The following is a 24,288-nucleotide window of genomic DNA, read 5'->3' on the forward strand; positions in this document are numbered from 1 at the left end:
TCATTCGGAGGGCGCAGCCATGGAAAAGTTCGGTAAGAGCCAGCCTGTCAAACGAGTCGAGGATGTCCGCTTCCTGACCGGTCACGGGCGTTACATCGACGACGTCGCGCCCGAAGGCGCCCTGTTCGGCTATGTCCTGCGCAGCCCCGTGGCCCATGCGGTTCTGAACGGTGTCGATGCCTCGGCCGCAGCCGAGGCGCCGGGCGTGGCGCTGGTGGTGACGTCGGCCGATCTCGACGCCGCCGGCGTCGTGAACGAAATGGACGGCGTGGTGCTTCAGAACCGCGACGGGTCCAAGGCCGCCGCCCCGGTCCGCCCGGTGCTGGCCAAGAAGAAGCTGCATCATGTCGGCGAACCGGTCGCGATGATCTTCGCGGAAACGCTGGACCAGGCCCGCGACGCGGCCGAGCTGATCGAGCTGGACTACGACGAACTGCCCGCCAAGCTTGATCTGGCCCCGGGCGGCGAGACGATCCACGACGAGGCCCCCGACAACCTGGCGCTGGACTGGGGCCTGGGCGACGAGGCCGCGACCGAGGCCGCCTTTGCCGCCGCCGCCAAAACCGTGTCGCTGGAAGTGGGCGACAACCGCGTCATCGTCAATTCGATGGAGCCGCGCGGCTGCTCGGCCGACTGGGACGGCGAACGGCTGCACGTGGCCTATGGCGGTCAGGGCGTCTGGGGCGTGCAGAACATCGTCGCCAAGGCGCTGGGCCTGGCCCCCGAACAGGTCCATGCCACCACGCCCGACGTCGGCGGCGGTTTCGGCATGAAGGCCCCCACCTACCCGGAATACATCGTCTGCGCCCATGCCACCCGCGTGCTGGGCAAGCCCGTCCGCTGGATGTCGGACCGGACCGAGGCGATGCTGTCCGACCATGCCGGGCGCGACCTGGTGACCCTGGCGGAATTCGCCTTCGACGAGACCAACAAGATCACCGCCTACCGGGTGAAGACGCGCTGCAACCTGGGTGCCTTCAACTCGAACTTCGGGCAGGCAATCCAGACCAACCTCTTCGCGCGGGTGCTGATGGGCACCTATGACGTGCAGACGATCTGGCAGCATGCCGAATGCTTCTATACCAACACCACGCAGGTCGATGCCTATCGCGGCGCCGGCCGGCCCGAGGCGATCTATGTGCTGGAACGGCTGATGGACCGCGCGGCGCGCGAATTGGGCGTCGATCCGCTGGAACTGCGCAAGCGGAACTTCATCAAGCCGGATGCGTTCCCCTACATGTCGGCCACGGGCGAGAACTACGATGTCGGCGAATTCGAGAAGGTGCTGACCCGCGCCGAGACGGAATCGGACCTGGCCGGCTTCGCTGCGCGGAAGGCCGCGGATGAAAAGGCGGGACGTCTTCGCGGTGTGGGGATCTGTTACTATATCGAAAGTATTCTGGGCGATCCTTCCGAGGGCGCCAAGGTCGAGTTCTGCGAGGATGGGACGGTGAACATCTATGTCGGGACACAGTCGAACGGCCAGGGACACGAAACCGTGTTCGCGCAGTTCCTGTCCGACCAGACCGGGATTTCCGCCGACAAGATCTTCGTCATCCAGGGCGACAGCGACATGATTGCCCAGGGCGGCGGCACCGGCGGCTCGCGCTCGGTCACGACGCAGACGAATGCGACGCTGGAAACCGTGTCCAAGATGATCGAGGCATTCACGCCCTACCTTGCGGAAAAGATGGGCGTCGAGGCATCGGCGGTGACCTTCGACGACGACACTTTCCGCGCGGCCGGCTCGAACATGACCCCCGGTTTCCTTGAAGCCGCGGAAATGGCCCGGGCCGACGGCCGCACCGATCTTCTGGTGCACGAGGCCCGCGGCAAGCTGCCGGGCCGGTCCTATCCGAACGGCGCCCACGTGGCCGAGGTGGTGATCGACCCGGAAACCGGCACCGTGGTGGTGGACCGCTATACCGTCGTCGACGACTTCGGCAATCTGATCAACCCGATGCTGGCCGAAGGCCAAGTCCATGGCGGCGTGGCGCAGGGCATCGGCCAGGCCATCAACGAGATGACCGTCTTTGACGAAGATGGCCAGCTTCTGACTGCAACCTTCATGGATTACGGGATGCCTCGGGCCGCGGACGTGCCGATGATCGGTTTCACCCCGGAACCGGTGCCGTCGACTGCCAATATCATGGGCATGAAAGGCTGTGGCGAGGCCGGTACGGTCGGCGCACTGGCCGCCGTGTCGAACGCGGTGCAGGATGCGGTCTGGGATCAGGGCGTGCGGCAGGTGGACATGCCGTTCACCCCGCTGAAAGTCTGGGAAATGCTGACGGATGCCGGACAACAGGCCGCCTAAGACAGGTGGCCTCCGCCGCCGGCTGCAGGCGCTGTCCTACAGCGCCGCGCGCCGGCTGGCACGTACCCTGGCGACGGTTGTAGGCGGGTCCTACAGCCGCCGCTACTCGCCTCCGGGCTTTTCCCGCGGCCCCAAGGCGCATGTGATCATCCTGGACGGCACCATGTCGTCGCTGGAACGCGGGTTCGAAACCCATGTCGGCATCACCTACCGGATGCTGCAGGAAATGGGCAGCCAGGTGTCCGTCTTCTACGAGGCCGGGATCCAGTGGCGCAGCTGGCGCAGCATGGGCGACGTGATCACCGGCAACGGCATCGACCGCCAGATCCGCCGCGCCTATGGTTACCTTGCCTCGCGTTATCGTCCGGGCGACCGGGTCTACCTGATGGGCTATTCCCGCGGCGCCTATGCCGTGCGATCGCTGGCCGGGGTGATCGACATGGTGGGCCTTCTGAAGCCCGAACATGCCACGGTCAGCAATATCCGCACCGTCTATCGCCATTACCAGCTGAACCCCGAAAGCACATCGGCCAAGGCCTTCGCCCGGCTCTACTGCCTGCCCCAGATCCCGATCGAGATGGTGGGCGTCTGGGACACGGTGAAGGCGCTGGGTCTGCGCCTGCCGCTTTTGTGGCGGCTGACCGAACCGCGCTATTCCTTCCACAACCACAAGCTGGGCCCCACGGTCCGGAACGGTTTCCAGGCGCTGGCGCTGGACGAAAACCGGGTGGTCTACCAACCCGTGCTCTGGACCTCGGACGAAGGCTGGACCGGCCGGGTGGAACAGATGTGGTTTCGCGGCAGCCACGGCGATATCGGCGGCCAGCTTGGCGGGTTCGAAGCCGCGCGGCCGCTGGCCAATATCTCGCTGGTCTGGATGCTGGACCGGGCCGAAGGGGCGGGCCTGCCCCTGCCCCACGGCTGGCGCGCGCGGTTCTACACCGATGTCACCGCACCTTCGGTCGGGACCTGGCGCGGCTGGGGCAAGCTGTTCCTGTTGCGTCACCGCCGTATCGTCGGCCGCGATCCCACGGAACACATCCATCCCAGCGTCCACGACCATCCCGCCCCGCGCAGCTGGGCCGAGGCGCTCCACTGGGGCTCTCGCAACGCGCATTAGACAGCCGGCGGGCAACGGCAACGGCAACGGCAACGGCAACGGCAACGGCAACGGCAACGGCAACGAAACATGTTGCGGTCACGCCCGGCCGTAGAATGCCCCGGTGTATCTGCCCCTGGCGATCACGCACCGTCCGGTCGGTCTGGGGGACCGAGCGCGGGGCACAGCTTCTGCTCGGTCGACCCCGCCGGCCTGCCCCGGTCCCTTCTTCCCGGCCTGCCCTGGCCAGACCTTTCTCAGCCCTCGGGGCCACCCGCCTCTCCCCCAACGGGGCGAACACGGAAACATGCCTGTCCACCGCACATCCCTGCCCATCGCCTCGCGGTTCCACCGCAAAGCGGGCGCGGGTTTCCCGTGGTCGCCGGTGCGGGCGGGTGGGCGGGTGGGCGGGTGGGACCGCGAGGCGCAGGCCCAAGCGATTGCCAAGCCTGCGCCCGGCCCCATATCGTGCAACGGACACCAAGAAGCAGGCGCCATGTTCCCGATCCGCGATCACAACCCGTCAGGGCGCACGCCCTATGTCGTCTATGCGCTGATCGCGGCCAATGTGCTGATCTTCCTCAGCTACGTGAACCTGATGGGCAACGAACGCGCGCTGCAGTCCTTCTTCTTCGACTGGGCGCTGATCCCGGCCAGGCTGGAAACCGGATCGGGCTATGGCACGCTGCTCAGTTCGATGTTCCTGCACGGCGGCTTCATGCACCTGGCCGGCAACATGCTGTTCCTCTGGGTCTTCGGCGACAACCTGGAAGACCAGATGGGGCATGGCGGCTTCGCGCTCTTCTACCTGGCCTGCGGCATCGGGGCCGGCTTGGTCCACGTCCTGTTCTCGCCCGGGTCGATCGTTCCGACCGTCGGAGCCTCGGGCGCCATCGCGGGCGTGATGGGGGGCTACCTGCTGCTTTACCCCAAGGCGCGGGTCGACCTGTTGCTGATCCTGATCGTCATCATCCGGATCATCCCGGTCCCGGCCTGGATCGTGCTGGCGGTCTGGTTCGCAATGCAGTTCGTCGGCAGCATCGGGTCGGATGCCGCGGCCGGCGGCATCGCCTACTGGGCCCATACCGGGGGGTTCGTCGTGGGCTTCCTGCTGACCGTGCCGATCTGGCTGCGCCTGGGCGGTCCCGGTTTCTGGACGCGCACGGCCGGCCATCCCGCGCATCCGCAGGCCGAATACCGTTTCTCGCAAAGCCGAATCCCGAAGGTGCCCCGCGGCCGGCGCCCGGGGTCCCGAAAGTCCCCCTGGGGCTGACCGCCGGAAACCGAAGCAGGCAAGGCCCTTTCCAAGGGCCTTCGGACGCGACTTCGAAAGGCGCTTTGACGCCGTCAGCCGTCAGCGGCGGATCGTCTTGGCGAAGGCGTCGAACACCGCATTGTTGGCGCAGATCACCTCGCCGCTGTCCAGGATGCCTTCGTCGGGCCGGATCGGTTCGACCAGGCCGCCGGCTTCGCGCACGATGACGATGCCCGCCGCCAGGTCCCAGGGCTTCAGCCCGCGTTCCCAGAACCCTTCATAGCGGCCGGCCGCCACATAGGCCATGTCCAGTGCCGCCGCGCCCCAGCGCCGCACGCCCGCCGTCACCGGCAGAAGCTGCGCCAGGTCCTTGATCGTGTCCGGAAGCTCCGGCCGGCCGCCATAGGGCAGGCCCGTGGCAAAAATGCTCTCGATCATCCGGTGGCGCCCGGACACCCGCAGGCGCGTGTCGTTCAGCCAGGCGCCGGCGCCCTTCTCGGCAAAGAATATTTCATCCTTGGCGGCGTCGAAGACGACGCCCGCCACGATCTGGCCCTTGTGTTCCAGCCCGATCGAGATCGCCCAGTGCGGCAGCCCGTGCAGGAAGTTCGTCGTCCCGTCCAGCGGATCCACGATCCAGCGACGGGTCGGATCCTCGCCCTTGATCTCGGCGCTTTCCTCGGCGCACCAGCCATAGGTCGGACGGGCGCCCAGAAGTTCCTCCTTCAGGATCGCCTCGGCCGCGATGTCCGCCTTCGACACGAAGTCGCCCGGCCCCTTGGCCGATGCCTGCAGGTTCTCGACCTCGCGGAAGTCCTTGACCAGCGAGCGGCCCGCCTTGCGCGCGGCCTTCACCATGATGTTCAGATTGGCGCTGCCGATCATCGGGCCTCGACCTTCTTGACTGGATAGTTCTCGTTTCGGGAATGGCCAACGGGCCCTTGAAGGGGCCTATACTTGCAGGGGCCCCGGTTGAAAAGGGGAACCTCCCCCACCCTACGCTGCGTAGCTGGGCGGGAAAGATCCACGTTAACAATTGCTTAACACTGTTTCGCGCGCGAAACAAATCTCTGCAAGCCCTTGTTTTTCCATCAGGCAGTGCTGGCGAATCCCCGCCTTTGTCGCCGCGTCAGACCATCCGGACCCTTGTCAGGCGCCCCGCCCGCAGCCACGGTCCGCAAATTGAAGTCACGTGGAGGAGAGCCCCCGATGTCCGACAAGATGTATCGCGTCGCCCTGGCCAGCCGGCCCGACGGCGCGCCCGTCCCCGCCAATTTCAGCTACGAAGCCGCCGATATCCCGACCCCGGGCGAAGGCGAGGTGCTGGTCCGCGTCCATTACATGTCGCTGGACCCCTACATGCGCGGCCGGATGGACGATGCCGAAAGCTATGCCGCCCCCGTGCCCCTGGGCGGCACGATGGAGGCCGGCGGCGTGGGCGAGGTGATCGCGTCGAACAGCCCCGATTTCGAACCGGGCGATTTCGCCTTCGGCATGTTCGGCTGGGCCACCCACGGCGTGCAGCCCGCCAAGATGCTGCGCAAGGTCGATCAGACCCAGGTGCCGATCACCACGTCGCTGGGCGTCCTGGGCATGCCGGGCTTTACCGGCTGGTACGGCTTCACCCAGATCGGCAAACCCAAGGCGGGCGAAACGCTGGTCGTGGCCGCGGCTACCGGCCCCGTGGGGTCGATGGTGGGCCAGGTTGCCAAATCACTGGGCCTGCGCGCCGTGGGCATCGCCGGCGGGGCCGACAAGTGCAAGCTGGCGGTCGAGAAATTCGGCTTTGACGCCTGTCTGGACCACCGCGCCTATGGGTCGGCGAAGGACCTGCGCGCGGCACTGAAGGCCGAATGCCCCGACGGGATCGACATCTATTTCGAAAACGTGGGCGGCATGGTGCTGGAGGCGGTGCTGCCGAACATGAACCGTTTCGGCCGGATCCCGATCTGCGGGATTATCGCCTGGTACGATGCCGGCGGGTTGGGCGAAGGGGCGCAGGGCCTGTCCGGTCCCAAGATCTGGCGGACGATCCTGGTCAAGCACCTGCTGGTCAACGGCTTCATCATCTCGAACCACTGGAACCTCTATAACCAGTTCCTGTCCGAGATCGCACCAAAGGTCGCAAGCGGAGAAGTGGCCTATGTCGAGGACGTGGCCGAAGGGCTGGAAAACGCCCCCGCCGCCTTCATGTCGATGCTGAAGGGCGGCAACATGGGCAAGCAGATCGTCAAGGTGATCTGATCCCCCGACAGGTGGCCCGATCCGCCACGGGGATGGGTCGGACCGCCGGCAGGGCCGCCGTCCCTACATGGACTGCAGCTTGCGCGCTTCGGTGCGCGCAAGCGCGACCAGGCGCTGAACGTATGGTTTTTCCAGGTCGTCCCGGCGCACGGCGGCGTAAAGGCGCCGGGTCAGCCCGGTCTCGGTCAGGGGCCGCGTCACGTAATCCGAATTGTACTTCACCTCGCGCACAACCCAGTCGGGCAGCACCGCCACCCCGCGGTTCGACGCGACCAGAAGCAGGATCACCGCCGTCAGTTCGACCTGCCTTATCGCGGCCGGCTCGACCTTGGCGGGCGTCAGAAGCTGGCTGAAGATGTCCAGCCGTGCGCGATCCACCGGATAGGTGATCAGCGTCTCGCCCCGAAAATCGGTCGCGTCGATATAGGGCTTTGCCGCCAGCGGGTGCGCGGCCGCGGCCACGAAGACCGGCGCATAGTCGAACAGTTCCACCCATTCCACGCCCGGCAGATCCTCGGGGTCGGACGAGACGACAAGGTCGACCTCTTCCTTTTCCAGCGCCGGCAGGGCGTCGAAGGCAAGCCCCGGGCGGATGTCCACATCGACATCGCCCCAGTCCTTGCGGAATTCCTCCAGCACGGGAAACAGCCATTCGAAACAGGCATGGCATTCGATGGCGATGTGCATCCGACCGGTCTTGCCGTCGCGGAGCGCCGCGAATTCGTCCTGCAGCGCCTCGACCTTCGGCAGCACCTGTTCGGCCAACCGCAATAGGCGCAGACCGGCGGCCGACAGGCGCATCGGCTTCGACCGCCGCACGAAGAGTTCGACGCCCGCCTGATCCTCCAGCCCCTTGATCTGGTGCGACAGCGCGCTTTGCGTGATGTGCAACTGGTCTGCAGCCTTGGCCAGCCCCCCGGCGTCATGGATCGCCTTGATCGTGCGCAGATGGCGGAACTCGATATTCATCGTGCGGCTCATGTTGTTCTTGAGAATTATGAGTTTGTCTCACGGAGCGGGGAATGCCACAAGGGCCCAACTGACAAGGATGTGACCCCCATGCCCGCTCCGAGCGTTTCCTTCGAGTTCTTTCCGCCGCGCGACCTGGCCGGTTCCTTCCGCCTGTGGGACACGGTCCAGCATCTTGCGCCCCTCGGGCCCCGCTTCGTGTCGGTGACCTATGGCGCCGGCGGCACGACCCGCGACCTGACCCGTGACGCGGTCGCCACCCTGCACAAGCAGTCCGGCCTGAAGGTCGCGGCGCACCTGACCTGCGTGAATGCCTCGAAAGAGGAAACGCTGACCATCGCGCGCGGCTTTGCCGAGGTCGGCGTGACCGACATCGTGGCGCTGCGGGGCGATCCGCCCCAGGGCGCGGACAAGTTCGTGCCGCATCCCGACGGGTTCGCCAATTCCTGCGAGCTGATTGCGGCGCTGAAGGACGCGGGCGACTTCACGATCCACGTGGGCGCCTATCCGGACCCGCACCCGGACGCCCCCCATGACGGTGCCGATGTCGAATGGCTGAAGCGCAAGGTAGATGCCGGCGCGGACGAGGCGCTGACCCAGTTCTTCTTCGAGGCCGAGACTTTCCTGCGGTTCCGCGATGCCTGCGTGAAGGCCGGGATCGACAAGCCGATCGTGCCGGGCATCCTGCCGATCGAGAACTGGAAGGGCGCGCGTCGTTTCGCCGAACGCTGCGGCACCGTGATCCCGGACTGGGTCGATCCCGCCTTCGAGGCTGCGATCCGCGACAACCGTCACGACCTGCTGGCCACGGCGCTCTGCACCGAACTCTGCAGCGATCTGATGGACGAAGGCGTCGACACCTTCCACTTCTACACGCTGAACCGGCCCGAGCTGACGCGCGACGTCTGCCATGCGCTGGGGGTCACCCCGCAGGTCGCCCTGCGCGACGTGGCCTAAGCGACGCGGCGTCAGTCCGGTCCGCCCCACGCGCCGGCTTCTCTGCGGTGCAGAGAGGATGCTAATTTCGAAGTGACTGCTGCCGGCCGGGCGAAGGCCCCGGCCGGCAGCGCCGCATTCGGGAGGAGCGTTGCATGAAGAAAGTCACATCGATCGAGGATCTGCCGTCGCGGGAGGACATCCTGTCCCGCACGGGGATGGAGTTCATCCAGGACATCCTGTCCGGCGAACTGGCGCCGCCGCCAATCGCCCATCTGATGAACTATGCGATGCACGAGGTCGAACCGGGCCGTGTCGTCTTCCGCGGCACGCCGAAGCTGGAGGTCTGCAACCCCATCGGCAGCGTCCATGGCGGCTGGTACGGCACGCTTCTGGACAGCGCAATGGCCTGTGCCGTGCAGACGATGCTGCCCAAAGGGTCGGGCTACACGACGCTGGAATACAAGGTGAACATCATCCGGTCGATCCCGTTGGGCCTGGTGGTCGACTGCATCGGCTGGACGGATCATGTCGGCCGCTCGACCGGTGTCGCCCATGGCGAGATCCGGGGGGTCGAGGACGGACGGCTTTATGCCACCGGATCCACGACCTGTATCGTGATGACGCGCTGAGGGGGCGCCTTCCTGACCTGCGCAGACAGCGGCCGTGGACAGGCGGGACATCCGCCTTTCACCTGCGGGATCGGCAAGCCGGGGCAAGACGAACGGTGTGCCGCGGATCACGGTGAAATCGGGCGGGAAACACCGGAACTGTCCCAAGCAGGGATCAGCGGTCCGACCTGGGACGGGCGTACGTGGCGGGTTTTCCATCCTTTGCCGGGACTTTTCCCGGCAGCACGGCATGGAACCTGTACGGATCGGGGGTCCCGGGTGCGTGGGGAACCACGCACGCTGCCCCTGTCATCGGATTATGTACGTTCCGAAACTGAAGGTCCGGTCGTGAAACCGCGCCTCTGGCGATATGGCCTGGTAGGTGATCCGGCCCGGTCCCGAAACCACATCTCCCTTCGGGCAGGCCAGGACGCTGACATCGCCACGAATGTCGTATTGCCCACGCTGCATTTCCGCCTTCAGGGCATCGTCAAACTCGGCCCTTTCGGTCGGGTCACCGCTGGCGAGATCCACCAAACCCGGGGTGTAAGGGCGGGCACGCAAGGTGTTCTCGACCTGCAGGGTGCTTGCGGGCGGAATGCGCATGGCAAGAATCTGCCCGTTCTGCGAATATGGCAGTGGATGTTCCTTGCCCTGAACGAATGCCGCAAGACCGAAACTGTCGTTCGGCGCCGCGGGATATGTCGAGAAACGCGCAATGCAGACAGGATGGGACGTCCTGTTTTCCAGGGTGGTGCGAATTGTCACGAAATGCCCCGAACGATGAACAGAGCCGGCAATGCCCAGTCCCGTCTCGCCGGCACCAATCTGGCCGCAAGCCGCGAGCAGTATCGGCGGCAAGAGACACGTCAGGAAGGCTCCACAGGCCCTGAGTGAGCCATGTCTGAAAATGGGTTGCTGCGGCTCATGCGAAATCATCCGCATCTCTCCATTCTGGTGTCCTACCGATTGCCGGAGCCGTACCGGTCGAACCCGGCCCCCAGTCGCAAGTCCTGCCATTCGTGCAAGCAAGACGCGGCATGGGCCGCTTTTGCCACGATCTGGCCAAGGCACGGACCTGGCGGATCTGGACCGGCGGTGCGCGGGTCCGGGCGCCATGTCTGTCCGGGGGCGGAGCATGGGAGCCGGCAGGATGGGGGCTCTGCCCCCGCCCTCCCCTGCGGGGAGGACTCCCCCGAGGTATTTGGAGATCAAAGAAGTCAGGGGGGAGCGCCCGGAAGGGGACGGGGCGGGCCGGGTAAACCCCGCCGGTCCACTGGCCAATGGGCGGCGATCCACCGGAGATCGGCCAGTCGAGGACGGGCTAGTCAAAGACGGGGGCGCGTTTCTGCATCTGGGCCGCGACGACTTCCATCTGTTCGGGCTTGCCGATCAGGTCGACCTGTTCACGGGATTCGGCCAGAAGGACCTCGGTCCGGGTTTCGGATTCCGCGACCTCGATCAGGCGCTTGGCGGCGCGGATCGCCTTGGGGCTGCGTTGCGCGATGTCCCGGGCGATGGCCATGGCGGCCGCCAGCGGGTCTTCGGCGATTTCCGTGACGAGGCCCCAGGCCAGGGCCTGATCGACCTCGACCGGGCGGGCGGTGTAGGTCAGCAGGCGCAGGACGTCCGAACGCATCAGCGTCGGCAGCAGCGCCATGCCGCCCATGTCCGGGACGAGGCCCCATTTCATCTCCATCACCGCGAATTTCGTGCCCGGGGCGGCGATGCGGATATCGGCGCCCAGGGCCAGCTGCAGGCCGCCGCCGAAGGCCACGCCGTGGACGGCCGCGATGACCGGTACGGGGACGCGGCGCCAGACCATGGCCACTTCCTGCGCGCGGTTGGCGTCGCCGAAGGTGCGTTCCATCAGCCGCAGGGTCGGATCGTCCGAGCCGTGCGCCGCGAAACTTGCCAGGTCGAGACCGGCGCAAAAGGCCTTGCCTTCGCCCGATATCACGCAGGCCCGCGCGCCGGAGGCCGCGACCTCCTGCCCGGCGGCGACGATGGCTTCGAACATCTCGCGGTCGAGGGCGTTCATCTTGTCCGCCCGGGTCAGGGTGACGTGGGCGATGTGGTTTTCGTAGGTGACCGAAACGCGGCTCATGGCCGATCCTCCCGAAGTGATTTGGCGGCATATTGCCGTGTCGCCGAAGGTCTTGACCAGCCGCCCCCCGCATTCCGTCCCGTCACGGGGTCCCCGGGGGTCGCACCCCCGGGCGGGGGGCGCGGGGGGCAGCGTCCCCCGCCTGCCCCGGGCGACGCGTTCACGCGGCGCAACCCGGCCTGCACGGGATCTCTTGCCGCACCCGTGCAGTTTGGCTTAGATCGCCGTCATGTCCGGACCCTACCTTACCTCCCTGGCCATGTCGCTGCCTGCCACCGTGCCCTTCGTCGGGCCCGAGGCGCAGGAGCGGCAGCGCGGCGCGCCCTTCCTTGCCCGGATCGGCGCCAACGAGAACGTCTTCGGCCCGTCCCCCCGGGCCGTCGAAGCCATGGCAAAATCCGCTGCCGACATCTGGATGTACGGCGATCCGGAAAGCCACGACCTGCGCCATGCGCTGGCCGCCCATCACGGCGTGACCCCCGACCACATCATGGTGGGCGAAGGGATCGACGGCCTGCTGGGCTATGTCGTGCGGCTGTTCGTGGGGCCCGGCGATGCCGTCGTCACCTCGGACGGGGCCTATCCCACGTTCAACTACCACGTGGCAGGCTTTGGCGGCATGTTGCACCGGGTGCCCTACAGGGACGACCGGGAAGACCCCGCCGCTCTGTTCGCGCTGGCGGCCGAGGTGCAGGCCAAGCTGGTCTACCTGGCCAACCCCGACAATCCCATGGGCTCCTGGACCACGGGGGCCGAGATCAAGGCCGCCCTGGCCGATCTGCCCGAACACTCCGTCCTGATCCTGGACGAGGCCTATGCCGAATGTGCGCCCGCCGAAGCAGAGCTGAAGCTGTCGGTCGACGATCCCCGGGTGCTGCGCTTCCGGACCTTTTCCAAGGCCTATGGCATGGCTGGCGCCCGCGTCGGCTATGCCATTGGCGCACCCGAGGTGATCTTGGCCTTCAACAAGGTGCGCAACCATTTCGGCATGAACCGCTCTGCCCAGATCGGCGCGCTGGCAGCGCTGGAAGACGGCGACTGGCTGGCCCATGTACTGGCCCAGATCGACATCTCGCGCAGGCGGATCGAAGAGATCGCGCAGGCAAACGGTCTGATCCCCCTGCCCTCGGCCACGAATTTCGTAACCGTCGATTGCGGCGGGGACGGCGCCTATGCCCGGGCCGTGCTGCAGGCGCTGGTTGGGCGCGGCCTGTTCGTGCGAATGCCCTTCGTGGCCCCGCAGGACCGCTGCATCCGGATCAGTTGCGGGACAAAGGCCGACCTCGACCTGCTGGAGAGCCACCTGCCCCAAGCCCTGGCCGAGGCCCGCGGCTGAGCCCAGAGACCACCGCGGATCGGCCAGAAATGGCCGGTCTGCGTTAACCGGATCTTCACATTTTCGGGCGTTCCGCTTGCGAAATGCTGCGCTGCAGCGCAAAGCGCTGGCATGCAACACTACCACGATTCCGACCGCCCCTCTGCCCCGGATTATACCGTTCCGGCGCTGATCATGCTGGGCGTGAACCTCTTTCTTGTGCTGGCTGTCCTTTGGGTCGCCTATGGGTTTGCCGTGCCCCTGCTGCTGGGCGGCGCGCTGCTGATCGCCTTCGATTACTGGGCCGAACGGCGCCGCCGGTAAGCGCGCGACCTGTGCACTAAACGCCGGCACCGCCGGCGGGCACGCCAAAACGAGACGTTTGGCGTATCGGCCGGAAAGGGCACGACCGCCCCGCGGGGCGGTCGCAAATCAGCCGCCCGCCGTTCGAATGGGGGCGGGTCGTCCGACGCCCGGCCGGACGGCCGGGCGGGGCTTTCGCTGCGATGCAGCGTTCAGTCATCGAAGACCGGGCCGGCGGCAATCACCTCGGCCGCGGCGGACAGGGCGCCCGCGCCGTGCGGGATGCCCTGAGCCTTCATCCCGGCCTCGATCCCGCCCAGAAGGCCCATGACCATCTGGCCGTTCAGATAGCCCATGTGACCGATGCGGAAGTAGCGGTCCCATTCCGGGTCGCCCTTCATCGCGAAGCCCAGGCCGATGCCAAGGGTCAGGCCGATCTGCTGTTCGACCCACTCCCGCAACCGCGTTCCCTGATCGCCCGACAGCTTCAGGCCGGTCACGGCATGGCTGCGCAGGGCAGGGTCGGTCACCAGCATCTCCAGCGGGCCTTCCTGGCCCCAGGCCTCGCAGGCGGCCCAGATCGCGCGGGCCAGGGCCGCGTGGCGCGCCCAGACGTTTTCCATACCCTCGCCATGGATCAGATCCAGCGCCGCGCGCAGGCCATACAGGTGGTGCGTGGGCGCCGTGCCGCCGAAATGCTGCGGGAAGAATTCGGGATTGGCGCGCGGCGTCCAGTCCCAGTAGTTGAAGACGTTCTGGCGGGTCTTGCGCATCTCGGCCGCCTTGTCCGAGAAGAAAACGAAGGCCAGCCCCGGCGGCACCATCAGGCCCTTCTGCGACCCCGTCACGGCGATGTCGACGCCCCAGTCGTCCATCTCGAACCTGTCGCAGCCCATCGAGGCGATGCAGTCCATCGCCAGAAGCGCCGGGTGGCCGGTGGCATCCAGGACCTCTCGCAGCCCGCGCGGGTCGGTCCTGACCGAGGTGGCGGTGTCGACATGGGTGCCCAGCAGGACCTTGATTTGGTGGGTCTTGTCGGCCTTCAGCGCATCCGCCACGGCATCGAGATCGACCGACCCGCGCTGACGGAAGTTCAGCATCTGCACGTTCACGCCCTGCGCTTCCGCCGTAGCGGCCCAGCCCTGCCCGAAATAGCCGACCGAGGCCGACAGCGCCTTGTCGCCCGGGCCCATCACGTTGGTCAGCGCCGCTTCCCAGCCGCCATGGCCGTTGCAGATGTAGATGGCCGCGTTGTGCCTGGTCCGTGCCACGCGGCGCAGATCCTTGACGATGCCGTGGGTCATTTCGACCAGATCGCCTTCATAGATGTTCGGCGCCGCGCGATGCATGGCGTTCAGCACCGCGTCGGGCATGACCGAAGGTCCGGGAATGGCTAGATAGTCACGCCCCTGAGCGAGCGTCGCTTTGTCCGACATCGGATTCGTCCTGTCCAAAAGATCCGGGCGACCCTATCCCCGTTCGCGGCGGCGTCAATCCGCGGGGGTGCGGATGCGCCCCCTTGCCCGGCCCGGGTGTGCTTCCTAAAAGGGCCCGGTTTTCTTCTTGCGGAACAACCGGGCAGGATGCGAAACCTGCGGACCCCAAATGAATGGGGACGGCAGGTCGGGCGAAGGACAAGGAATGAGCCTCTGGCAACGGGTGCGCGCCTGGGAAGGACGTATCCGCAATCATTTCAACGTGGATCTCTCGACGCCGGAAAGCCGGCGGCGCGCGCGGATCTACAACCTGTGGTTCGACCACGCGATCCTGCGCGGCATCTGGACGAATTTTCACCAGATCGCGCCAGGCGTGTACCGGTCCAACCACCCGACCCACGCCCGTTTCGAACAGATGAAGGCCATGGGCATCAAGACGGTGGTGAACCTGCGCGGCGAAAGCCGGTCGGCCCATTACTGGACGGAAGAGGCCAGCTGCCGCGACCTGGGCCTGACGCTGGTCAACGCCCAGCTGCACGCCCGCAGCGCCCCCAGCCGGGAAGAGCTGCTGCACGTCATCGACCTGTTCCCGACCATCGAGCCGCCCTTTGTCATGCATTGCAAGTCGGGCGCGGACCGGGCCGGTTTCGCCTCGGCCGTGTATCTTCTGACGATGCTCGACCGCCCCGTGACCGAGGCGAAAAAGATGCTGGCACCGAAATACTTCCATATGCCCTTCGGCCCGGTGGCCATCCTGGACTATATTCTGGATGTCTATGCCGCCCGGGTGGCGCGGGGGCCGATCCCGTTCCGGCAATGGGTCGAACAGGAATACGACGGTCCCGCGATCGGGACCGCCTATCGCAATAAAGTGCCCGCCGCCAAGGCGCTGGGACAACCCAAGATTGGCCCACGTGATGCGTGACGAGACCGAAATCGAAGCCCCGGCCACATTCGCCGAATCCAGGGCGCTGATGTCCTGGCTTTGGAAGGACTATCTGAACCGCCATGTCGGCGCGCTGGTGCTGGCGTTGCTGTTGATGACCATCGAAGGGTCGTCGCTGGGCGCGATCAGCTACATGGTCAAGCCGATGTTCGACCAGATCTTCGTCGACGGCAATGCCGGCGCGATCTGGACCGTGGGCCTGGCCATCGTCGGCATCTTCATGATCCGCGCCGCGACGTCGGTCGTGCGGTCCGGCCTGATGACCAAGATCTCGCAGACCGTGTCGGCGCGGCTGCGCTTCGACCTCTTGGACCGCATCATGCAGCAGGATGGCAAGTTCCACCTGATCCACCCGCCCGGCTTCCTTCTGCACCGGGTGCAGGGCGATGTCGGCGCCGTGGGCGACGTCTGGTCCACGATCCTGACAGGCACCGTGCGCGACGGGATTTCCCTGATCGCACTTCTGGGCGTGGCGATCCATGTCGACTGGCGCTGGACGCTGATCACGCTGGTAGGCGTGCCGCTGCTGCTGCTGCCGCTGGGCTTCGTGCAGAACTATATCCGCACCCAGGCCCGCGTCGCCCGCGACCTGGGCGCAGGCCTTGCCACCCGCCTGGACGAGATCTTTCACGGCATCGTGCCGATCAAGCTGAACCGCCTGGAACGCTACCAGGCCGACCGCTATCAAAGCTCGACCATGAAGTTCATCCGGGCCGAGGTGCGCGCGGCCCTGGGCGGCGCGGCCATTCCCGGACTTCTGGACGTGGTCGCGGGCTTCGGCCTTCTGGCCGTGCTGGTCTATGGCGGGTCCGAAATCGTGGCCGGCGAAAAGACCGTGGGCGAATTCGTCAGCTTCTTCGCTGCCATCGGCCTGGCCTTCGACCCGCTGCGCCGCCTGGGCGGCCTGTCCGGTGCTTGGCAGGGCATTGCCGCCTCGCTGGAGCGTGTGAAGGAGCTGATGGACGAACCGATCCTTCTGACCTCGCCCCCGAACCCGGTTCCCCCGCCGACGGGCCTGCCGGACATCCGGCTGGACAATGTCACCATGCGCTATGGCGACAGCGAGGTCCTGCACGAGATTTCCCTTCATGCCGAAGCGGGCAAGACCACGGCGCTTGTCGGTGCCTCGGGCGCTGGCAAGTCGACCGTCTTCAACCTGCTGACGCGCCTGATCGATCCGGTCGACGGCACGGTCAGCATCGGCGGCGTCGATGCCCGCGCGATGCGGTTGGAGGACCTGCGCGACCTGATTTCCGTCGTGACACAGGACGCGCTGCTGTTCGATGAAAGCCTGCGGGAAAACATCCTTCTGGGCCGGACCGACGTGCCCGAGGACGAACTGGACCGGGTGCTGAAGGCCGCGCATGTGGCCGACTACCTCGGCAACCTGTCGAACGGCCTGGATACGATGGTCGGGCCCCGCGGATCGGCCCTATCGGGCGGTCAGCGGCAGCGGGTGGTCATCGCCCGCGCCCTGCTGCGCAACACGCCGGTCCTGCTTCTGGACGAGGCGACGAGCGCGCTGGACGCCCAGTCGGAAAAGATCGTACAGACGGCGCTGGAAAAACTGGCGGGCGGGCGCACGACGCTGGTCATCGCCCACCGGCTGTCGACGGTCCAGAACGCCGACAAGATCATCGTCATGGACCATGGCCGCGTGATGGATACCGGCACCCATGAAGAGCTTATTGCCCGCGGCGGCATCTATGCCGACCTCTACCGCCTGCAATTCAAGAACCCGAAGGACGCGCAGGAGTGACACAAGCCGGGGACGTCTCCTAATCCTAAGCCGGGGCGCCCGTCCCCGGCCGGAAACACCGTTGGCCTGCCCCGAACCGCGATCCTTCTGCGGGCCGCCTTTCCGGCGTGGCCGCGCCGAAGCCGCCCAATAACCCCTTGCCTTCGTCGCAATCGCCCGTCGAGGCGCGGCCTGCGCCCAAAGGCAGCATAATGCCGTGAATGCGGCACGGCCCCGGAAGACGCCCCCGGCGAACGATTGAAGGGAACGGACGGACGGCGGCGCGCGCCTATTGCGGCGCCGTGTCCTTGCGATAGCCCCGGGCCAGCCGGAACGGATCGGCCCCCAGGCTATAGCGGACCAGCCGCCACAGGTTGGCCGCACCGCGCCGCAGCCAACCCTGCCGCTGGTAGGCATCGGCACTGGTCACCGCCCTGACCGACAGCGCCGAGGGCCGCAGCCCCGCGCGCCGCAGCGCACAGACAAGCGCCACATCCTCCATCAGCGGCTGATCGGGATATCCCCCGGCGCGCCGGTAATCCTTGACCTTCATCAAGAGGCCCTGGTCGCCATAGGGCAACCTGAAGACGCGCGCGCGCAGGTTGGCCCAGCCGGCCACGAAGGACGCCATCGGCCCCTCGGCGCTGAAGGCCAGCCTGAAATAGGCCGGCCGGCCGCCGCCCTGGTGCAGGTAGCGCGCAACTACCGGCGCCCAGCCGGGTTCCAGCACGGTATCGGCGTGCAGTACCAGAACCCAGGGCGCCCGCGCCGCCGCGACGCCGCGCTTCAGCTGCCCCCCGCGCGAGGCCGCACCCACGATGAACTCGCACCCTACACCTTCGGCAATGGTCCCGGTATCGTCGGTGGACCCGCCATCGGTCACGATGACCTCGCGGATTAGCCCTTCCGGCAGACCTTCGGTCAATGCCGCCAGACACGCCGGCAGTTGCATCTGCGCGTTGAGGGTGGGAATGACGATACTGATCGGGGCCGGCAAGGCGTTCTCCGTCGTGGACCTGGTCTTGGGCGTGGTCTTGTTGCTGCGCTTACCTATATCAGCCAGAACGCGAGACAACCCGCGTTTGCAGCCACAGAATTGCATAATTTTCCATCGGAGCCCACGAATGTCCCAAAGAAGCATCCTAAGGTTGAGCGGCGGCGATGTTGAACACTTTCTGCAGGGCCTTGTCACCAACGATGTCGCGAAACTGTCCGATGGCGCGGTCTATGCCGCGCTGCTGACGCCCCAGGGCAAGTATATCGCCGACTTCTTCCTGATCGGTGAACAGGACGGGTCGGTCCTGCTGGACGTCGCCGCGTCGCTGGCGGACGACCTGACCCGCCGTCTGTCGATGTACAAGCTGCGCGCCGACGTCGCCATCGCGCCCGCGGGCCTGAACGTCCGGCGCGGCACCGGTCCGAAACCGGACGGCGCCGTCGACGACCCCCGCCACCCTGCCCTGGGCTGGCGGCTCTATTCCGATGCGCCCGAAGGGGACGACGGCACCGACTGGGACGCGCTGCGGGTCGCCCATTGCATCCCCGAAACCGGGATCGAACTGACCCCCGACAGCTATATCCTGGAAGCAGGCTTTGCCGCGCTGAACGGCGTCGACTTCCGCAAGGGCTGCTATGTGGGGCAAGAGGTCACCGCCCGGATGAAGCACAAGACCGAACTGAAGAAGGGGCTGGCCCTGGTCGCGGTCGACGGCGTCGCGGTGCCGGGGGACGAGATCCTGTCGAACGACAAGCCGGCCGGCCAGCTTCTGACCCGGTCCGGCGACCGGGCCATCGCCTATCTGCGCTTCGACCGCGCCCACGGCCCTATGGTGGCGGGCACGGCAACCGTCACCCGCCTCTGATCCCGACGCCGGGGCTTGCCCCCGGCGCAACCACAGGGCTAGATCTTGCCGGAACAGATCCCAGATCCGGTCCCGACATGTACCAGCTCTACCGCGCTATCCTCATCACCTCCGGGCGCCGCCAGATCGCGCTGGTGATCCTGTCGCTGGCCATCGCCGCGCTGGCCGCCGCGCCGCTGAAATTCCAGAAGGACATCGTCAACGGCCTGACGGATTCGACGATCAAGACCGACAAGCTCCTGGAACTCGCCGGCGGCATGATGGCCGTGGTACTGCTGTCGCTGGCCCTGAAATGGCTGCTGGGCTATTTCTCGAACACCCTGGGCGAGGACATGATCCGCCGTCTGCGCAAGTTCATCCTGATCTCGGCCCAGGACAGCCAGAACGGGAAGATCGACCGCGGAACGCTCGCCACCACCATCGCCGCCGAGGCGGAAGAGGTCGGCAAGTTCACCGGCGGATCCATCGCCGACCCGCTGATGCAGCTGGGCACCCTGGTCAGCGTCATCGGCTTCGTCACCGCGACCCAGCCCCGACTGGGCCTGATCGCGGTGATCGTGGTTGTGCCCCAGATCTTCGTCCTGCTGTTCTCGCAACGGCAGGTGAACAAGTTCGTGGCGCAACGGGTGCTGAAGCTGCGCGGCGTTACCAACCGCATCACCCACCGCAACGTGGCCGAGGTCCAAGCCGAGGCCAATTCCGAATTCGACACGATCTACCACATCCGCCGGGGAATGTTCCTGTGGAAGCTGTCGTCGAAATTCATCATCTCGACCTGCAACAGCGCGGGCCTCGTGGCGGTGCTGCTCTTCGGCGGCTTCCTCGTCCTCGAAGGCAAGTCCGACATCGGCACCGTGGTTGCGGCCACAATGGGTCTGACGCGCCTCCAGAACCCGATCAGCGAACTGATCGCCTTCTACCGCCAGGTCAGCGCCATGACGGTGAAATATCAGCTTCTGGTCGAGGTCACGGGCGATCCCACCCAGGCCTGACAGGCCAAACCGCCGCCACCGGACCGGGGAAGCGGCGGGGCAAACCCCGCCCTGCCCCTGAAACCGGGCCCGCCCCCATCTTCTTCGGTCTCCAAATACCCTCGGGGGAGGCGCGCCAAGGGCGCGGCGGGGGCAGAGCCCCCCATCACGACCCGACCAAAGAAAAAACGCCGTCCATTCCAGACGGCGTCCCCAACTTCTTTGATCTTCATGTATCCCGGTGGGACCCCCGGCGAAGGCGCGGCGGGGACAGAGCCTCCAGCCCCCGCAAAGGCGTCACGCCCGCTCGGAATATTCCATCGTCTCGGTGTTGACGATGATCATCTCGTCCTGGCCGACGAAGGGCGGCACCATGACCTTCACCCCATTGTCCAGCACCGCCGGCTTGAACGAATTCGCGGCGGTCTGGCCCTTCACCACCGGCTCGGTCTCGACGATCTTGCAGGTGACCTTCTGCGGCAGGGTCGCGTTCAGCGCCTCGGCCTCGTGGAATTCCACGACGATGGTCATGCCGTCCTGCAGGAACGGGCGGCGGTCGCCCAGAAGATCCGCGGGCAGTTCGATCTGCTCGTAGGTCTCGGTGTCCATGAACACCAGCATCCCGTCGGTTTCGTACAGGAATTGCTGGTCCTTCTGTTCCAGCCGCACCCGTTCCACCTTGTCGGCGGACCGGAAGCGTTCGTTCAGCTTGGAGCCGTTGCGCAGGTTGCGCATTTCCACCTGGGCAAAGGCGCCGCCCTTGCCGGGCTTGACGTGATCCACCTTGACGGCGGCCCAAAGCCCGCCGTTGTGCTCCAGGACATTGCCGGGACGGATCTCGTTACCGTTGATCTTGGGCATGTCGTTTTCCCTTGACGTGCGCTTGATGGCGCTTCGCGGGCTCCTATATATGGGCCTCCGGTGCCTGGCAAGCTTACGTTGTCCCACGCCGCAGACTGAACAAGCCATGCGCCAGATGCATGGAAGTCATGCAGTAGCGGGGTGTTCGAATCATTCGTGATCTGTCACAAGGGGCGCCACGCCGAAACGCAAGACCAAGAAAAACAAGGAAAACGAAATGAAAGATTTCGTCGACGGCACTGCCTTCAATGCCGAACAAGGTAACCGTGCGAAGAAACTCTTTGCTGCAGTCGTGCTGGCAGCACTGGACGACGCCATTGCCGACGACAAGAAGTACGGCAACGGCCCCGAACAGATCGCCCGCTGGGCCCGTTCGCGCGACGGGCGCGAAGTGCTGTCCTGCGCCGGGATCGACCCGAACGAACGCGTCGTCTCGGGCCTGATGGAATTCGTCAGCCGCGGCGTCCGCACCTCGGTCGCCCTGTCGCGGGAAGAATCCGAACGGCGCAATGCCGCCGAACAGGCCGAAGCCGCCTGAACCCTCCCTGATCGGGACCCAGGGGTTCCGTCGGATCACCAGCACCACAGCTTGTCCGGGATGGCCCGCAAGGCGGGACATGGGCAGGTTCGACCCGGCAAAAGTCGCATAACGGTTCGAAACACAAGAAAAGGCGCGCCCCGATCACACCGGGCGCGCCTTTTGCATTCCGGGAAGATGTGGCCGCGACAAGCCTGCCGCGCTATTCTGACCCGCCCAGCCCCTGCGCGGCCAGCATACGCTGGACCTCCTGCCGGACCAGCTTGCGCACGTTGCGGGTGATCCGGGTCCCCAGGGCACCCTGCAATTCCTCGCGCACGATCTGGACGACCATCTCGCGCAGCGTGTCCTCGTCGATGAAACCGTCGTCGTCGAAGCCGTTTTCGGGCTCGTCGGCCAGGGACATGTCCGGGTCCCGCGGCGCGTCGTCGTCCAGCGAAACCTCTTCCGGCGCGGGGGCGGATGACGGCGTTGCCATCATGTCCCTGTGCGGCTCTGCCGCCGGGTCCTGCACAGACATGGCCGGCGAGACGGGGGCCGCCGAAACGGGGGCCGGGGCGACGGGCGACGGTTCGGTCCAGGCACCGCGCGTGCGTTCCACGGCGCTGGCCACCGCGGCGATCTTGGCCTTCAGCGCGTCCGAGGGCACCAGCGACGGCGCGGCCGTGGCAGCCCCGTTTTCGGCGGGCGCCTTGTCTGCCGCGGAATCGGTCCCCGCCCCGTTCCCAGCCCCGGCTTCGGACCCAGTGTCGGGTTCTGTCCCGGTCCCGGGCCCTGCCCCGACGGCATCCGGAGCCAGTTCGACCTCGACCGGCTCGGGTGGCACCGCGTCTTCCAGGTGGAGGGGGGCTGCCTGCCCGACCGCCTGGTCCGCGGGTGCAGACCCGGCCTGGGCCGCGGCCAGTTCGGCTTCCAGGTTCTGTGCGGCCGCTTCGGCCTCTGCCTCGATCTCCCGAAGGCCGGGGACCGGGCCCTGGCTGTCGCTTTCGGTAAAGCTCTGCGCGATGGCGAAGCTGGGCAGGATCAGGGGAACGATCAATCCGTCGGCCTCCGGCGGCGCCGGCATCTGCGGGTCGGCGGAACCGTCTTCCCCGTCCTCGCCGACCCGCAGGGCCGGTGTCAGCACAAAGGGGTCGGGTTCGGGAACCGGCGTCACGTCCTGCGGGGGCGCCTCCCCCGAGACCAGGCGACGGATTGAGGAAACGACATCCTCGACTTCCGGCTGCTGCACTGGATCAGACATGGTTTCGGGTCACCCTGCTCGTGTTCCGGCCAAGTCTAGCCACGGGCCCGCCGCCCGGCAACACGTACGGGCAGCCCGGGCCAGCGGCAGGCCCGGTTACTTGCCCAGGCGTTGCAATACCTGGTCCAGCTGCTTGCCGCGCTTGGACAGATTGGTCGGCGCCGTCTTGGCCAGGTTGTAATAGGCGTTCGGGTCATAGATCGTGACCGGCAGGCGCAGGTTGGCCGCGGTCAGCAGGCCCTGGGCCTGAAGCAGCTGGTAGCTGGCGGTGTAAAGGCCGATCCGTGCCGTGATCTGGTCGATCTGCGCATCCAGCAGGTCCTGTTCCGCGGTCAGAACGTCCAGCGTGGTCCGCGATCCCAGCTTCGCCTCTTCCCGCAGGCCTTCGGCGGCGACCGACGCGGCCTCGACCTGCTGGTTGGTGGCCGAGATGTTGGCCCGTGCGACGCTGATCGCCTCGTAGGCGTTGCGGACACCCTGCACGACGTTGCGCTGGCTGGTGATCAGGGCACCCTTTGCGGCATCGCGGTTGGCCTTGGCGCGCCGGATCGTAGCCGACAGACCGCCACCCTGATAGATGGTCTGGTTGTAGCCCAGGCTGATCGTGCCGGTATTCACGTCACGGTCAAGGTCCAGGTTGGTGCCGACGCCGGCGCTGCCGCTGAGCGCGAATTCACCACGCAGCGACCGCTGGGCCTGGGCGACCGAATAATCCGCCGCCTTGATCTGGTACTGCGACGACAGGATGTTCGGGTGGTTGGTCAGCGCCACGGAAATCGCCTTGTCGACACTGTCCGGCCGCGACGGCAGCGGCGGGAAGCCGGCGGCGCTCGTCGGCAGGTGGCCAACCGCGGCCTCGTACGCGGCCTGGGCGTCCAGCAGGTCGCCCCGGGCCGATTCCAAGCTGCTTTGCGCGGCGGCCAGTTGCGACTGCGCCAAGGCCACGTCGGTCCGGGTCACGGCACCTACGTCAAAGCGGTCCTGCGTGGCCTTCAGCTGTTCCTGAAGAACGTTCAGGTTGTTGCGCTGCACGCCGACATATTCCTGCGCCAGAAGCAGGTTCAGATAGGCGGACACGGCCGCATACAGCACCTGCTGTTCGACCGAGATCAGCGTCTGCTGAGTCGCCAGGACGGTCTGCTTGGCCGAATTGATGTTCTGCTGCGTGGCGCCGAAGTCGAACAGCAGCAGCGACAGGGTCAACTGCAGGTTCAGCGGCGATGTTTCCTGCGCCGCATTGATGCCGTTGATGGTCAGGTCGCCCGCGGTCCGCGAGGCAGACGCCGACCAGGCAAGGATCGGCCGCAGCAGCGACACGGACTGGGCGACGCCTTCGTCGGCTGCCCGCAGCAGGGCGCGGTTCTGTTCCAGAAGGCCCGAGGTGTTGTAGGCGCCGACCAGGGCATCGGCCATGTTGTCGGCCCGTGCCGTCCCCGTGAAGCCGATCGGCGCAATGGCCATCGCCACACCCAGTCCACAGCCCGTCAACGCAGCCCATACCTTGCGCATGCTCACATCCCCTAGTTCGGCCCACCGG

Annotated in this window: 22 protein-coding genes; 13 read left to right on the plus strand and 9 right to left on the minus strand. The window is 66.4% G+C overall.

Annotated elements, in window-relative coordinates; all coding sequences use genetic code 11:
* The first annotated feature begins 19 nt into the window (after positions 1-19).
* From FQK05_RS22140 to FQK05_RS22150, 3 genes are all read left to right on the plus strand, one after another.
* Complete coding sequence (locus tag FQK05_RS22140; protein ID WP_158971041.1) at positions 20-2,317, plus strand: xanthine dehydrogenase family protein molybdopterin-binding subunit; 2,298 nt, start codon at positions 20-22, stop codon at positions 2,315-2,317.
* On the plus strand, positions 2,295-3,437 hold the full coding sequence (locus tag FQK05_RS22145) for a DUF2235 domain-containing protein (RefSeq protein ID WP_158971043.1): 1,143 nt from the start codon (positions 2,295-2,297) through the stop codon (positions 3,435-3,437). Before FQK05_RS22140 ends, FQK05_RS22145 begins: the two co-directional genes overlap by 23 nt.
* Positions 3,438-3,912: 475 nt before the next feature.
* The gene (locus FQK05_RS22150) at positions 3,913-4,689 is read left to right on the plus strand and encodes a rhomboid family intramembrane serine protease (RefSeq protein WP_158971045.1); all 777 of its coding nucleotides are present in this window, start codon (positions 3,913-3,915) and stop codon (positions 4,687-4,689) included.
* Between the two features lie 81 nt (positions 4,690-4,770).
* Here the strand turns inward: FQK05_RS22150 and FQK05_RS22155 are convergent, their stop codons facing one another.
* Entirely contained in the window at positions 4,771-5,556 is a 786-nt protein-coding gene (locus FQK05_RS22155) for an inositol monophosphatase family protein (protein ID WP_158971047.1), read from the minus strand.
* 324 nt (positions 5,557-5,880) lie between these two features.
* On the opposite strand from FQK05_RS22155, the gene FQK05_RS22160 reads away from it, so the two are divergent.
* On the plus strand, positions 5,881-6,915 hold the full coding sequence (locus tag FQK05_RS22160; RefSeq protein WP_158971049.1) for an NADP-dependent oxidoreductase: 1,035 nt from the start codon (positions 5,881-5,883) through the stop codon (positions 6,913-6,915).
* 63 nt (positions 6,916-6,978) lie between these two features.
* On the opposite strand, the gene FQK05_RS22165 is transcribed toward FQK05_RS22160, so the two are convergent.
* Entirely contained in the window at positions 6,979-7,884 is a 906-nt protein-coding gene (locus FQK05_RS22165; protein ID WP_158971130.1) for a LysR family transcriptional regulator, read from the minus strand.
* 90 nt (positions 7,885-7,974) lie between these two features.
* Between FQK05_RS22165 and metF the strand changes: the two genes are divergently transcribed.
* Together metF and FQK05_RS22175 are read left to right on the plus strand one after the other, a co-directional pair.
* Positions 7,975-8,841: a methylenetetrahydrofolate reductase [NAD(P)H] gene (metF, locus tag FQK05_RS22170; protein WP_158971051.1), complete on the plus strand. Its 867-nt coding sequence runs from the start codon at positions 7,975-7,977 to the stop codon at positions 8,839-8,841.
* Positions 8,842-8,975: 134 nt separating this feature from the next.
* Positions 8,976-9,452 carry a PaaI family thioesterase gene (locus tag FQK05_RS22175; RefSeq protein ID WP_158971053.1) on the plus strand — a complete coding sequence of 159 codons (477 nt, stop codon included), beginning with the start codon at positions 8,976-8,978 and terminating at the stop codon, positions 9,450-9,452.
* A 288-nt stretch (positions 9,453-9,740) separates the two neighbouring features.
* Here FQK05_RS22175 and FQK05_RS22180 read toward each other — a convergent pair whose 3' ends face one another.
* Complete coding sequence (locus FQK05_RS22180; RefSeq protein WP_158971055.1) at positions 9,741-10,370, minus strand: hypothetical protein; 630 nt, start codon at positions 10,368-10,370, stop codon at positions 9,741-9,743.
* Positions 10,371-10,755: 385 nt separating this feature from the next.
* Positions 10,756-11,538: a crotonase/enoyl-CoA hydratase family protein gene (locus FQK05_RS22185; RefSeq protein WP_158971057.1), complete on the minus strand. Its 783-nt coding sequence runs from the start codon at positions 11,536-11,538 to the stop codon at positions 10,756-10,758.
* A gap of 229 nt (positions 11,539-11,767) precedes the next feature.
* On the opposite strand from FQK05_RS22185, the gene FQK05_RS22190 reads away from it, so the two are divergent.
* Positions 11,768-12,874 (plus strand): pyridoxal phosphate-dependent aminotransferase, encoded by a 1,107-nt coding sequence (locus FQK05_RS22190; protein ID WP_158971059.1) that lies wholly within the window; start codon positions 11,768-11,770, stop codon positions 12,872-12,874.
* A gap of 111 nt (positions 12,875-12,985) precedes the next feature.
* Positions 12,986-13,177 (plus strand): hypothetical protein, encoded by a 192-nt coding sequence (locus FQK05_RS22195; RefSeq protein WP_158971061.1) that lies wholly within the window; start codon positions 12,986-12,988, stop codon positions 13,175-13,177.
* 191 nt (positions 13,178-13,368) lie between these two features.
* On the opposite strand, the gene FQK05_RS22200 is transcribed toward FQK05_RS22195, so the two are convergent.
* Positions 13,369-14,592 carry a pyridoxal-phosphate-dependent aminotransferase family protein gene (locus FQK05_RS22200; RefSeq protein WP_158971063.1) on the minus strand — a complete coding sequence of 408 codons (1,224 nt, stop codon included), beginning with the start codon at positions 14,590-14,592 and terminating at the stop codon, positions 13,369-13,371.
* 205 nt (positions 14,593-14,797) lie between these two features.
* Here FQK05_RS22200 and FQK05_RS22205 point away from each other — a divergent pair, with 205 nt between their 5' ends.
* Complete coding sequence (locus FQK05_RS22205) at positions 14,798-15,517, plus strand: phosphatase domain-containing putative toxin (RefSeq protein WP_158971065.1); 720 nt, start codon at positions 14,798-14,800, stop codon at positions 15,515-15,517.
* Entirely contained in the window at positions 15,510-17,297 is a 1,788-nt protein-coding gene (locus FQK05_RS22210; protein ID WP_158971067.1) for an ABC transporter ATP-binding protein, read from the plus strand. Before FQK05_RS22205 ends, FQK05_RS22210 begins: the two co-directional genes overlap by 8 nt.
* Positions 17,298-17,565: 268 nt before the next feature.
* Here FQK05_RS22210 and FQK05_RS22215 read toward each other — a convergent pair whose 3' ends face one another.
* Positions 17,566-18,273 carry a TIGR04283 family arsenosugar biosynthesis glycosyltransferase gene (locus FQK05_RS22215; RefSeq protein WP_158971069.1) on the minus strand — a complete coding sequence of 236 codons (708 nt, stop codon included), beginning with the start codon at positions 18,271-18,273 and terminating at the stop codon, positions 17,566-17,568.
* 127 nt (positions 18,274-18,400) lie between these two features.
* On the opposite strand from FQK05_RS22215, the gene ygfZ reads away from it, so the two are divergent.
* Entirely contained in the window at positions 18,401-19,138 is a 738-nt protein-coding gene (gene ygfZ / locus FQK05_RS22220) for a CAF17-like 4Fe-4S cluster assembly/insertion protein YgfZ (RefSeq protein WP_158971071.1), read from the plus strand.
* 77 nt (positions 19,139-19,215) lie between these two features.
* Positions 19,216-20,130: an ABC transporter transmembrane domain-containing protein gene (locus FQK05_RS22225; RefSeq protein ID WP_158971073.1), complete on the plus strand. Its 915-nt coding sequence runs from the start codon at positions 19,216-19,218 to the stop codon at positions 20,128-20,130.
* Positions 20,131-20,406: 276 nt separating this feature from the next.
* Here FQK05_RS22225 and efp read toward each other — a convergent pair whose 3' ends face one another.
* A complete protein-coding gene (efp, locus tag FQK05_RS22230) occupies positions 20,407-20,970 on the minus strand; it encodes an elongation factor P (protein WP_158971075.1) in 564 nt (187 codons plus the stop codon).
* Between the two features lie 217 nt (positions 20,971-21,187).
* Between efp and FQK05_RS22235 the strand changes: the two genes are divergently transcribed.
* Positions 21,188-21,508 (plus strand): DUF6280 family protein, encoded by a 321-nt coding sequence (locus FQK05_RS22235; protein ID WP_158971077.1) that lies wholly within the window; start codon positions 21,188-21,190, stop codon positions 21,506-21,508.
* A 202-nt stretch (positions 21,509-21,710) separates the two neighbouring features.
* Here the strand turns inward: FQK05_RS22235 and FQK05_RS22240 are convergent, their stop codons facing one another.
* On the minus strand, positions 21,711-22,751 hold the full coding sequence (locus tag FQK05_RS22240) for a hypothetical protein (RefSeq protein ID WP_158971079.1): 1,041 nt from the start codon (positions 22,749-22,751) through the stop codon (positions 21,711-21,713).
* A gap of 96 nt (positions 22,752-22,847) precedes the next feature.
* Positions 22,848-24,260 (minus strand): TolC family outer membrane protein, encoded by a 1,413-nt coding sequence (locus FQK05_RS22245; protein ID WP_158971081.1) that lies wholly within the window; start codon positions 24,258-24,260, stop codon positions 22,848-22,850.
* Between the last annotated feature and the right edge of the window lie 28 nt (positions 24,261-24,288).

The organism is Chachezhania sediminis (assembly GCF_009765275.1).
GTDB lineage: Bacteria > Pseudomonadota > Alphaproteobacteria > Rhodobacterales > Rhodobacteraceae > Chachezhania > Chachezhania sediminis.